We start from the raw sequence: 12,571 nt of genomic DNA, 5'->3' as shown, positions 1-12,571 counted from the left end.
AAAATGAAAGCAAACAAAATTAATTTTAACATTAACGCTTTACAAGCGAATATCAACACTTTAATATGCGCCTCGTTCCCAAGCAAAGGGAACAATTTGGTGAGATGGCTGAGTGGTCGAAAGCACCGGTCTTGAAAACCGGCAGGGGTTTGTAGCCCCTCTAGGGTTCAAATCCCTATCTCACCGCCATATTCTAAAACCTCGCAAATGCGAGGTTTTTTTTTATCTTTTACTTTTTGTTTACAAATAGCCCCTACAGATTGTGTTACTATTCTCCGCGCTGTTTCGCAAATCATTTCATTAAGCAGCAATTAGCTTCTTGAAGGATTCACTATTTGTAAACCTTATTCGTAGACAATGGAATTGTTAGTGTTTTCAATCATTCACAGGCTTTATCTTTGTGTTTCGTAAATTAATTAAATCAGCTTTTCCTACGCTAGCTAAATCACAGAAAAAACCTAATTATGAAGCGTTCGCCCAGAGTAGGGCAACTAAAGAAGTAGATGCTACTTCACTCAATGAAGCTCAACAAAACTTATCAGCGTCTTCTATACCTTCTATGCGTTTTGAACTTGGTCAAGCGTTCACCAATTACTTATTTAATTCAGAAGTGACGGGCAGTCACGTTGATGAAATCAGTCAATTTGTTAAACAGCAAATTGAGACAATCATTACCACACAGGCAAAGGCAATTATTAACGAGCTGCCTGTGATGCCTGCGACGATTACCGATCTTGCTAATCAGTTATCATCCGGTGATTTTGATACCGATTATCTTTTAAAAATTATTGCTGCAGAGCCAAGTATCGCTGCGGATGTTATTAAGCTGGCTAATACAACTAAATATAAACGTGGCACCAAAGATATTACTGATTTGAAAACCGCGTTTGTTACCGTAGGTACTGCTGGCCTGCTGGAAGGGGCGATTTATGGCTACATAAATAGTTACAAGCCCGTTACCAGTGCCTATTTCAAACAGTTCGGTGAGCGAATTTGGCAGCACAGCCAAAATACCGCTGATTTCACGCAGGAAATAGTTAAACGCCAAGCGCCAGAAGCGGCCGCTAGTGCTTATTTTGTCGGCCTAATTAGAAACCTTGGTGAAATGGTACTTTTCCAATTGATGGTAGAAGCTTTTAGTTGGGTTGATCCTGACTGTAGACCAAATGCTTTGGTGCTCAAGCAAATCATCGACAAGTATTCGCTTAAGCTAACTTATATTATTGCAAAAACATGGCAGTTGCCTGAAAGTGTTTTGTTGCCACTTGCCGTGCAGATAAAAGCCACTAACGTTACTCAGCTCATGTCGGTTAAAGACAAACACCCTGTAGCAGCGGCTAATTATGATGCCAATAAACTAAGCCAATTAATTATGCTTCGTCAGTCGCAAAGAATTGATGATGTTGTACTAGAGCAAGAAACTAATAAGCTAATAAATGTACCTGCAACTCGTAAAATTGTAGAAAAATACATGGCCATTGATTAGTTTGTGAGCGAACGGAACGATATTGCAATTTTATTGCAATTAACGCTTTACAAGCGCGTGGGCACGCTTTACTATGCGCACCGTTCCCAAGCAAAGGGAACAAGTTTGGTGAGATGGCTGAGTGGTCGAAAGCACCGGTCTTGAAAACCGGCAGGGGTTTGTAGCCCCTCTAGGGTTCAAATCCCTATCTCACCGCCATATTCGAAAAGGCTGCACATTGTGCAGCCTTTTTTCGTTTTAATTATTCAAACAGGGGGTAATCAATAGACCTCTGTTTATTGTTTTTGTAATATCAAACTCATTGCTTTCAAGCTTCAATGGATTGATGTTTAACTTATTTAAAAACAAACCCTTTCTTGCGCCAGAAGATCAAACATTTCATATTGAGACATATCGCTGGTTGTTGCGTAATTTTGGTGGAGAAGATTTTTACCAAGCAACAAGTTTAGTCTTACCGACAAAAGCATATTTTCCTGTTGAAGCAGATAACGCAGAAGCTGCCGCTATAGCAACGTTTAATTCAGTAAAGCAGCACGCCAATATGGCGGAGTGGGATTGCATACTTGAAGCACAACAAGAAGATGCCAACCCTTTCATTTCTGCGGGTATTGCCATACAAAATGCACCAGTTAGCCCTAATGGAACTTTCCAAGCTACTGCGTCAGATAAAGTGATTATTACCTACAATCCAGTTTTAGTAGGGCAACCTATGCAATTGGTTGCCACGCTTGCATATGAGCTTGCGCACTATTTAACAGCAACTGCTAAAGATGAGCCACCGGGCGGTTGGGATAATTGGGAGTTTGCAACAGATATTGCAGCGACTTTTATGGGGTTTGGGATATTTATGGCGAACTCAGCATTTAACTTTAGCCAATATGCCGATGCAGACTCTCAAGGGTGGAAATCAAGTCGCAGTGGATACCTCAGTGAAAATGAACATGTTTATGCGCTTGCAATATTTCTACTGCTAAAAGATCTACCAATCAATGAGGCTAGTCGATACCTTAAGCCACATCTTGGTAAGCAGCTAAAAAAAGCGATGAAATTGCTTAGTAATTCGGATTTTATAATCGAACTGAAGGTAGTTCAAAAGGCTGCTATCTAGTTATCTTGATCTATTCGTGAATTAATAGCGTCGAATTTGAAACCTAAAGTGAGGATATATGGGGTAAATACATCGAATTAATCGAGTGTTGAGTGCCTCGCAAATTGAGTTGCCTTATACTTTTTGAACGAGTTGCGTAGGTTAATTAATCAAACAGTACAATTATCTTCTTTATCGTTAAAAATCTTCAAATTAGGGCTTTACAAGCTGTGAATCTGTCTTTAATATGCGCCTCGTTCCCAAGCAAAGGGAACAAGTTTGGTGAGATGGCTGAGTGGTCGAAAGCACCGGTCTTGAAAACCGGCAGGGGTTTGTAGCCCCTCTAGGGTTCAAATCCCTATCTCACCGCCATATTCGAAAAGGCTGCACATTGTGCAGCCTTTTTTCGTTATAAGGCTCTAGTAATTGGAGCCTATACTAAACCTCAGTTTTCAACACATCGACAAGTTATAAGACAAACACATCTCCACATAGCTAATTGCTCTTCCACAAGTTTTTATGTAACGAGTTATTAACCGCATAGTATTCAATTAAGCAATCTATCAGTTTTACATTATGCTTAAATAAGATGTGATGTTTGAGGTGGCTTATGCATAGACTGGTTTTATTGCTGTTCCCCATGGTTTTTTCGCTTAGCGGTTGCAATTCAACTGTGCCTCAACACTCTGCGGGTGTCGCCGCCTATAATCCAGACCTACTCCTAGTTGACAAAGCCTTCCCCAAAGCGCAGCAAATTGATGTTGAGTCAAAAGAAGAAATTTTTGCGTTAAGCGATGAAATGAAGTCGGTTGTGCGCAGCAGCTTTATGTCTGAGCGCACCAAGCACAATAAAGCAATGAAACTTATTCGCCATATTTTTAGTGATAATAATGTTGGTCTTGCTTATCAAAGTAATGCAAATTTAACCGCGAGTGAAACGTATCAAAGCCAGACGGCCAATTGCATGTCGTTAACCATTATGGCGTATGCCATGGCTAAAGCGTCGGGGCTTGATGTTGTGTTCCAAGATGTTCAAGTACCAGAATACTGGGTGAGAAATGGCCAATATAATTTGCTAACAGGCCACGTTAACTTACTAATTCCTGGTGTTAAATCTCGAGATCCTAATGTTAGTGTTGTGTGGGGCGGTGCTGATATCGAAATTGATTTTGATCCTTTCGTTAAAAAGAAACGCTTTCCTAAGAAAAAAGTCAGTATTAATACGGTTGCAGCGATGTTTTATAATAATAAGGGCGCACAAGCACTTGTTGAAAGCGATTACGACACTGCCTACCGTTATTTTGCTCAAGCAGTAAAAACCGCTCCTGATTTTGCTGCAGGCTGGGGAAATTTGGCTGTACTTTACCGATTCACGGATCAAAATGAGCTAGCAGAAACCACTTATCGTCATGCGATTAGCTTAGATGCAAGAAGCTTAAACACCTTAACGAATCTTTCCATATTGTTGGCAATTCAAGGTCGCTACGATGAAGCACGGCGCATCGACAGCATGATACTCAAACAGCGTATTAAAAACCCGTATTACCATGCCTTGTTAGCAGATGAAGATTTTTATGAAGGCAATTATGAAAGTGCAGCTCGTCATTACCAACGGGCGATAAAACTTGATGACAGCATTCATGAATTTCACTATGGATTAGCTAAAGTGTTTAGTGCCTTAGGCAAAACAAACTCTGCGAAAATAGCAATGAAAAGGGCGATTCGGATTAACAAATATCCAGATGTTGAACAGCAATATTTGGCGAAGCTCAATATCTTAAACCAGTAGTGTCCTGAGCTAATATGAAGCAATTAAGTATTTTATTGCTAATTGTATGCGTTAGTGCATGTACTAACAAAACAACACTTTATCAGTCGCCGCCTCTTTCAGGCACAGTTATCAATCAATCCTCATTACTTGCCCATGTTAAATATTTGGCGAGTGATCAACTCAAAGGCCGAGAAACAGATACTCAAGGCGCACGAGCAAGCGCGCAATATATTAAAAATGAACTTATCAATTATGGAATTGGGCCTTTACCGCAAGTGGGAGGGTATTTTCAGTCTTTTAGTTACCACCTTGGTAGGCAAAAAAACGGTACGAATGTTATTGCGTACATTAAGGGCAATAACGCTGACGAAATACTGTCACCGCGCTATATTGTGCTTTCGGCGCACTATGATCACATTGGTGCGAGTGGTGATAAAGTCTATAACGGCGCAGACGATAATGCCTCAGGCGTTGCGGCACTGCTTGAATTGGCTAAGGTACTAAAAGGTAAAACGAAGCACGATATTATTTTAGTCTTTAGTGATGGAGAGGAAGATAACCTTCGAGGTGCCAAAGCTTTTGTAGATGAATTACCAGGCATTGTAAGAGATACCTTGCTAAACGTTAATTTGGACATGATAGCTGGGGTTAAGAATACGAGTAAGCTAAGTTACATTAGTCATAATCTTGATCAGTTATTATCTGACCAAAAGGAAGAGGAATTCTTACGCTTTCAGTATTCCAGTTGGGTGCCGGTACAAAAGGGTTTTAAGCGCGAAAGGGCGGCAGGCATGTGGAATAAAAGGCGATGGAAGCTGGCGAGTGACCACGGCGTATTTTATCGAGCAGGCATCCCATTCATCTATTTTGGGGTAGGCACACATCAGCATTATCACCAAACGTCTGACACTTACGATAACATTAATAAAGAATTTTTTTGGCGTGCTAGCAATAGTATTTATTTACATCTACGCTATTTAGATCAACATATTGGCGTAAAGTAGTTAACCAACTAGTCAAGCTTTGTTACAATCGTTGGTTATCACCTTAGCTTTAATAAATAGGTAATTTCCTCAATGGAAAAGAAATACATTTCAGCGCAAGAGTTACTTGAAGATTCATTCAAATTAGCGGCCAAAGTCTATGAAGATGGCTTCCGACCAGAGTTTATCGTTGGCATTTGGCGTGGTGGTGCGCCGATCGGTATCGCCGTTCAAGAATTTTTTGATTTCAAAAAAGTAGAGACCGACCATATTGCAGTGCGTACTTCTTCTTACTACGGCATCAATCAGCAAAGTAAAGAAATTAAAGTACACGGTTTGCACTACATTATTGAAAATGCTAACGCGGGTGACGGCCTATTAATTGTTGATGATGTATTTGATTCTGGCCGCAGTATTGACGCCCTTATCAAACAATTAAAAGTGTTAATGCGCAACAACATGCCAACCGATGTTCGCGTTGCATGCCCTTGGTATAAGCCTAAAAATTCCAAGGTAGAAATTGTGCCTGATTACTATGTTCATGAGTCAGAAGAGTGGTTAGTTTTCCCTCATGAACTTTCCGGTTTAACACCAGAAGAAATTGCTAACGGCAAAACCGACTTAGCGAATATTAAAGATCTATTCGTGTAATCGTACTGCCACAGAAAAGGAGCATTATGCTCCTTTTTTATTGCCCAAATTTTGCCTTTTGTTCGTTTGTTAACTCAATTTTAATGATTCATTCACCAGCGTACTTTTGCGCTTTCTCGTTAACAAAAGAGAAATCAACATAATTATAAGTGGAAACATAGTGAAGTTTTTAACGACAATAATGCTTGTTTTAAGCGTTATCACAGTGACACCTGCTTTTGCAGAAAAAGCGCCGACAGTACTCCTTTCTATCGATGGCTTTAGCCAAGAGCAATTCGAATTACTTGCCCCAAAACACTTATCATCATTAAGAAATAAGGGGTTATCCAGTAACGCGTTACTCCCGGTTTACCCAACAAAAACCTTTCCAAATCATATCTCTATCGTCACAGGCAAGTATCCTCTTGAGCACGGCATTATTCACAACCGTTTTTACAGTAGAACACGAAACAACCTCTACAGCATGGGTAAAACTAAAGAAGATCCAAGCTGGTTACTCGCCAAACCTTTGTGGGTGTTAGCAGAGGAACAAGGTGTGACAGCGGCCACTTATTTTTGGCCAACATCTGATGCCAATCTATTTAATACGCGTCCCACTTTTTACGAAATTTATGATGGCAGCCATTCTAATCGGCAACGGTTGATGCAAGTAATAGACTGGTTAAAGCTACCTAAAGAAAAACGACCGCAATTTATTACCAGTTACTTTTCGGTTGTCGACTCAGCCAATCACGAACATGGAATAGATTCGAGCGAAGCTAAAGCAGCAGTGGCTGAAGTAGATCAGCTAGTAGGTGAATTTCTTGATGTGCTAAACGAAAATGATATTCAAATCAATTTAGTGATTGTGTCTGATCACGGTATGGCACCAATCAAGAATAAACTTTTACAATCTAAAGTTCTGCCACGAGTATTGTCGAAAAACTCCCTAGTGGTGAATGGTCAAACACAGCTTTATGTTTACTCCAACAATAAAAAGGTATTAGCGGAGTCAGCAAAACGAATAAATAAAAAAGGCCAAGGTCGTTATCAAGCTTATTTACCTGACAGTTATCCAAAGCATTGGCGTTTCGCACCGACAACACAAGCTCAAGCCGACGTACTACCGAATTTAATTGTTAACGCGGCGCCTGGTATCATTTTTATCGAAAAAAAATATCAAACAGCAGCAACTCATGGTTATGACATTGCCGATACAGCACAAATGGAAGCCGTATTTTTTGCGTCAGGCCCCAACGTCAAGCCAGGAAAGGTAGAAGCATTTGAAAACATTCACGTGTTTAACTTTATCGCAGAATTAATTGGCGTAAAAACGCCAGCAGACAAGCATGCCATTAACGAATATATTGTTGATTAATGCAAAGTCTTAAGCTTATACATAAACCTTTAACTAAACTTTATAGCTAGACAATAACGATGAGAATGAAAGGGCGAGTTATTAAGGGCCATCAAGTTGCTTCTGGCAAAGCCACTGACTCGCCATTTTCTGAAGGTACAATAGCGTTACAAAAACCTTTCTTTAAAAAGTTAGGGCTAGATTTATCCCGAATGTTCGATGGCACAATTAATTTGGCAATTGAGCAAACTGTTCAAGATCTAGTTCAAGAATCGAGTCAAGAGCCCTGTCAAGAGAGGCATGCAGAGCTGTGCATTCAGTTTGGCATAGCCGACTATCGATTTAAAAACGTTAAATGGACAACAGATTGGCCAGCAGAGGATTTTGATTTCTATTCTTGCGAAATTGCTTACCAAGGAAAATGCTATTCAGCTTTTATCTATCAACCCAAAGCAGAAACTAAAGTAGGGCATTTTCAACCGAGTAATGTGGTTGAACTTATTGCGCCTTTTATTGAGGGGGTAAGCTATGGAGATGAACTTGAATTGTTAATCAAATGAATCGTGAATCAATGACTAAGTGCATTAAATAAGTGCATTAGCTCGGCATATTGTGTTGGTTGGCCAATGGCCCCAAAAGAGCCAAAATAAAAACACCGCAAAGCAAAAAATAAAAAGCCAAATAACAAAAAGCCCATCAACTAGATGGGCTTTCTAATTTAATTAACTCGCTACAATACTGCTTAGAATGCAGCGTTGTTTGGTGTACGAGGGAATGGAATAACGTCACGTACGTTTGCAATACCAGTAGCGTAAGCAATTAAACGTTCGAAGCCTAAACCAAAACCAGCGTGAGGCACAGTACCGTAGCGTCGTAAGTCACGGTACCAACTGTAATCAGCTGGATCTAAGTCCATTTCCGCTAAACGTGCATCTAGTACATCTAAACGTTCTTCACGTTGTGCACCACCGATAATCTCACCAATACCTGGCGCAAGAATATCCATCGCCGCAACTGTTTTACCGTCTTCATTAAGGCGCATGTAGAAAGCTTTAATATCTTTCGGGTAGTTTTGCAGAATAATTGGCGCACCAACATGTTCTTCGGCTAAGTAACGCTCGTGCTCAGAGTTTAAGTCGATGCCCCAAGACACTGGGTTTTCGAATTTCTTACCACAGTTTTCTAAGATCTCGATAGCGTCAGTGTAATCCATGCGTACAAAGTCGGTACTGATTAGTGCATTTAAACGATCGATAACGGTTTTATCAACGCGTTGTTGGAAGAACGCCATATCATCAGCGCGCTCTTCAAGTAATGCTTTTAGTACATACTTCAGCATGTCTTCAGCCAAATCTGCAGCATCTGATAAATCAGCAAATGCGATTTCAGGCTCAACCATCCAAAACTCTGCTAAGTGACGAGAAGTATTTGAGTTTTCAGCACGGAAAGTTGGACCAAAAGTGTAAACTTTTGAAAGAGCGCTACAGTAGGTTTCAACGTTTAGTTGGCCAGATACTGTTAAAAACGCTTCTTTACCGAAGAAATCTTCGCTGTAATCTACTTCGCCTTTGTCAGTGCGTGGTAGGTTTTCCATGTCTAACGTGCTCACACGGAACATTTCACCTGCACCTTCACAGTCACTTGCTGTGATTAATGGCGTTGCAATCCAGAAGTAGCCTTTCTCATGGAAAAAGCGGTGAATTGCTTGTGCAAGCGTGTTGCGCACACGTGTTACCGCACCTCCTAAGTTTGTGCGAGCACGCAAGTGCGCTTGCTCACGCAAGAATTCGATGCTGTGACGTTTAGCAGCCATCGGGTAAGTGTCAGGGTCTTCAACATAACCTAGCACTTCAACACCAGTTGCTTGAATTTCGAACGCTTGACCTTGGCCTTGAGACTCTACCAAAGTACCCGTAACTTTTACTGAACAACCAGTCGTTAGTTTTAAAACTTCTTCTTCGTAATTATTCAGATCATTCGGAACAACAGCTTGGATGGCGTCGAAACATGAACCATCGTGAATAGCTAAAAATGAGATACCTGCTTTTGAGTCGCGGCGAGTGCGGATCCAGCCGTGCACAGTGATCTCTTCATTAACAGGGAATTTGCCTGCTAAGACATCAGTAATTGAAATAACTGACATTGAATGACCTCGTTTTTCGTTATAAATAATACATAATTTTAGGGCGTATTATGTTAACGTGACTATTGCGTTTAACAAGTAATAATTACTTAATTTAGCTAATTAATTCGTGAACTGAATGTTTACACTAAAAATGTTGTTATTTTGGATGTAGTTAAGATGGATTCAAACAAGCAATGGCCGGAAGTAGACCGCCGAGAAAACAAAGACACTTGGGTTAACATTTTACAGTGGTTGTCATTGATTGGCTGGTTTTTATTTTCTATCGCCTTAGTTGTTTCATTTTACGCAGCACCGGAACGTTCTTACGGTATTACCCGTTATAAAGGCATTGAGGTAAGAGACTATTGGGTAACGCCACTCACTGACTATTTGTACATACTATTGTGGATTACCGCGTTATTAAGCCTCGGTAGCATTATATTGAGTCATTTTCGCACTCGCCGCGCTACCGATAATAAGTTTTATAACTTCGTACTACTTTTTGTGATTTGCGCGGCTTGGGTATTTTATATTGCAATTAATGCTTATTGGCAGTCTTAAATTCAATATTAAACATTCATTAGAAATGTATGATGTTTCCTAGCAAAGATCACTCATCCTAAGCAATTGAACACTAACCCTTAGTAATTGAACACAATATAAAACTATTGAAAGCAGTGTTCATTATCTAGTGCCAATGCAATTGCCGAAACAAGTTTCTGTAGGTGTTCATCAGAACTCACAAAAGGTGGCATTAAGTAAATGAGTTTACCAAACGGGCGAATCCACACACCTTGCTCAACAAATAGTGCTTGAATATTTTCCATCTTCACTGCTTGTTTTGTTTCAATAACGCCGATAGCTCCCAGTACCCGTACATCAGCTACACGGCGATGTTCAGCTAAAGGCGAAATCAGACTCGTGAGCGTTTTTTCAATACGGCTTACTTGCGCTTGCCACTGGTTTTCCATCAGCATTGCTAAGCTTTCATTGGCAACGGCGCAGGCAAGTGGATTGCCCATAAACGTTGGGCCATGCATAAAACAGCCTGCTTCGCCGTTACTGATGGTTTCTGCAATGTGTTTAGTGGTCAGTGTTGCGGCAAGTGTCATATAGCCGCCCGTTAATGCTTTGCCTAAGCACATAATATCTGGCGTGATATCTGCCCATTCGCTGGCAAACAACTTAGCCGTACGACCAAAGCCAGTGGCGATTTCATCAACAATCATCAATACATTGTACTCATCGCACAATTTTCGACATTCAGCTAAATACTGCGGGTGATAAATCCGCATGCCACCAGCACCTTGCACCACAGGCTCGATAATAAAGGCGGCGATTTCTTGGTGGTGTTGCTCAAATAGCGCTTTTAACGGCGCGATATCGTCTGCTTGCCATTCTTCACCAAATCGAGTTTGCGGCGCATCGGCAAAATAGTGCTGGTTAATGGAGTTGGCAAATAGCTGGTGCATACCGTTAACTGGGTCGCATACCGACATCGCAGCAAAAGTATCACCGTGATAGCCATTTTTTACCGTTAATAGTTTGTTTTTTTGTGGTTGACCTAAACTATGCCAATACTGAATTGCCATTTTAAGCGCGACTTCAACCGCAACAGAGCCGCTATCAGCAAGAAATACTTTCTCAAGCCCCTCAGGTGTTAACGTTACTAGCTTTTTACAAAGTTCAATAGCTGGCTCATGAGTTAAGCCGCCGAACATGACATGTGCCATTTGCGCTAGCTGGTTTGATACCGATTGATTTAGGCGAGGGTGGTTATAACCGTGAATAACTGCCCACCAAGATGACATACCATCGATAACTTGTTGGCCGCCTTCTAGTGTTAAATGCACGCCATTGGCACTTTTTACCTTAAAGCTAGGTAAAGGGTTAGTCATTGACGTATACGGGTGCCAAATATGTGCGCGGTCAAACGCTAAATCATCTGTATAAATAATGCTCATATGTTAACTTGTTATTCTGGTCTGCGTTGACATCTTTTACTTGGCGGCTAGACTACTCCTAAATTTATTCGCTGGCAACACAGCAACGACGGGCACACTATGACAGAAAATTTATCTCAGGTTCGACACAATTGGACAATCGAACAAGTTAACGCATTATTTAACAAACCGTTTAATGATTTGATGTTTGAAGCACAAACTGTGCACCGTCAGCACTTTAATGCCAACGAAGTTCAAGTCAGCACCTTGTTGTCGATTAAAACAGGTGCCTGCCCCGAAGATTGTAAATACTGTTCACAGAGCGCTCGCTACAAAACCGATATTGAAAAAGAACGTTTAATGGAAGTTGAGAAAGTGCTGGAAGCTGCTAAACAAGCGAAAGCGCAAGGCTCTACGCGTTTTTGTATGGGCGCAGCATGGCGTAACCCAAAAGAGCGTGACATGCCTTATGTCACCGAAATGGTTAAAGGCGTAAAGGCGCTGGGTTTAGAAACTTGTATGACGCTAGGTATGCTGTCTAAAGACCAAGCCCAATCGCTGCAAGAAGCAGGTTTAGATTACTACAATCACAACTTGGACACCTCGCCAGAACACTATAATCAAATTATTACTACGCGCACCTATCAAGACAGATTAGACACGCTAGACAATGTGCGTTCTGCCGGCATGAAAGTGTGTAGTGGTGGTATTGTTGGCTTAGGTGAGAAGGCCAATGATCGTGCCTCACTGTTAGTACAACTGGCCAATTTGCAGCCACAGCCAGAAAGTGTACCCATTAATATGTTGGTAAAAATTGACGGTACGCCACTTGCGGATGTTGCCGATTTAGACGAATTCGATTTTATCCGTTGTATTGCCGTTGCGCGTATTATGATGCCAAAAAGCCATGTTCGTTTATCGGCGGGCCGAGAAACTATGAATGAGCAAATGCAGTCGCTTTGCTTCTTAGCTGGCGCAAACTCGATTTTCTACGGCTGTAAGTTATTAACAGCGGCGAATCCAGAAACTAACCAAGATATTGCATTGTTCAATAAGCTTGGCATCAATACAGAAACCATTGAGTCGCTTGTTGACGATGGCAGTGATGAAAAGAAAATTCACACCGCAATTAGTGAACAAGAAAACCAAGACCTGTTTTATAACGCTGGCTAGTTTTAACAATTAGCGC

General features: G+C 41.0%; 11 protein-coding genes and 3 tRNA genes. 12 read left to right on the top strand and 2 right to left on the bottom strand.

From position 1 onward, the window contains the following. The first annotated feature begins 98 nt into the window (after positions 1-98). The 10 genes from DXX92_RS09785 to DXX92_RS09740 all read left to right on the top strand — a co-directional run bounded on the left by DXX92_RS09785 (position 99) and on the right by DXX92_RS09740 (position 7,874). Positions 99-189: transfer RNA gene (locus DXX92_RS09785), tRNA-Ser, on the top strand. Between the two features lie 211 nt (positions 190-400). Next, positions 401-1,486, top strand: coding sequence for an HDOD domain-containing protein (locus DXX92_RS09780; protein WP_116000290.1), 1,086 nt, complete (start codon positions 401-403; stop codon positions 1,484-1,486). 107 nt (positions 1,487-1,593) lie between these two features. After that, a tRNA-Ser gene (locus DXX92_RS09775) sits at positions 1,594-1,684 on the top strand. Between the two features lie 124 nt (positions 1,685-1,808). Continuing rightward, entirely contained in the window at positions 1,809-2,594 is a 786-nt protein-coding gene (locus DXX92_RS09770; RefSeq protein ID WP_181901733.1) for a hypothetical protein, read from the top strand. 260 nt (positions 2,595-2,854) lie between these two features. Beyond that, positions 2,855-2,945: transfer RNA gene (locus DXX92_RS09765), tRNA-Ser, on the top strand. A gap of 238 nt (positions 2,946-3,183) precedes the next feature. After that, positions 3,184-4,362, top strand: a complete 1,179-nt coding sequence (locus DXX92_RS09760; protein WP_116000288.1) for a tetratricopeptide repeat protein — start codon at positions 3,184-3,186, stop codon at positions 4,360-4,362. Positions 4,363-4,376: 14 nt separating this feature from the next. After that, positions 4,377-5,348, top strand: a complete 972-nt coding sequence (locus tag DXX92_RS09755) for a M20/M25/M40 family metallo-hydrolase (protein ID WP_116000287.1) — start codon at positions 4,377-4,379, stop codon at positions 5,346-5,348. Between the two features lie 72 nt (positions 5,349-5,420). Next, a complete protein-coding gene (locus DXX92_RS09750) occupies positions 5,421-5,978 on the top strand; it encodes a phosphoribosyltransferase (RefSeq protein ID WP_116000286.1) in 558 nt (185 codons plus the stop codon). A gap of 160 nt (positions 5,979-6,138) precedes the next feature. Further along, the gene (locus tag DXX92_RS09745) at positions 6,139-7,335 is read left to right on the top strand and encodes an alkaline phosphatase family protein (RefSeq protein ID WP_147301948.1); all 1,197 of its coding nucleotides are present in this window, start codon (positions 6,139-6,141) and stop codon (positions 7,333-7,335) included. Positions 7,336-7,394: 59 nt separating this feature from the next. Beyond that, entirely contained in the window at positions 7,395-7,874 is a 480-nt protein-coding gene (locus tag DXX92_RS09740) for a hypothetical protein (protein ID WP_116000284.1), read from the top strand. A gap of 182 nt (positions 7,875-8,056) precedes the next feature. Here DXX92_RS09740 and asnS read toward each other — a convergent pair whose 3' ends face one another. After that, positions 8,057-9,457: an asparagine--tRNA ligase gene (gene asnS / locus DXX92_RS09735; protein ID WP_116000283.1), complete on the bottom strand. Its 1,401-nt coding sequence runs from the start codon at positions 9,455-9,457 to the stop codon at positions 8,057-8,059. A 159-nt stretch (positions 9,458-9,616) separates the two neighbouring features. Here asnS and DXX92_RS09730 point away from each other — a divergent pair, with 159 nt between their 5' ends. Next, complete coding sequence (locus tag DXX92_RS09730) at positions 9,617-10,000, top strand: hypothetical protein (protein ID WP_116000282.1); 384 nt, start codon at positions 9,617-9,619, stop codon at positions 9,998-10,000. 104 nt (positions 10,001-10,104) lie between these two features. On the opposite strand, the gene bioA is transcribed toward DXX92_RS09730, so the two are convergent. Continuing rightward, positions 10,105-11,403, bottom strand: coding sequence for an adenosylmethionine--8-amino-7-oxononanoate transaminase (bioA, locus tag DXX92_RS09725; protein WP_116000281.1), 1,299 nt, complete (start codon positions 11,401-11,403; stop codon positions 10,105-10,107). 99 nt (positions 11,404-11,502) lie between these two features. On the opposite strand from bioA, the gene bioB reads away from it, so the two are divergent. After that, positions 11,503-12,555 carry a biotin synthase BioB gene (gene bioB, locus DXX92_RS09720; protein WP_116000280.1) on the top strand — a complete coding sequence of 351 codons (1,053 nt, stop codon included), beginning with the start codon at positions 11,503-11,505 and terminating at the stop codon, positions 12,553-12,555. Positions 12,556-12,571 lie beyond the last annotated feature (16 nt).

Origin of the sequence: Thalassotalea euphylliae (assembly GCF_003390395.1) — a bacterium.
In the GTDB taxonomy this organism is placed as follows: Bacteria; Pseudomonadota; Gammaproteobacteria; order Enterobacterales; family Alteromonadaceae; genus Thalassotalea_F; species Thalassotalea_F euphylliae_C.
The sequence above is the reverse complement of the archived record's forward strand: the minus strand, read 5'-3'. Positions and strand labels throughout refer to the sequence as shown.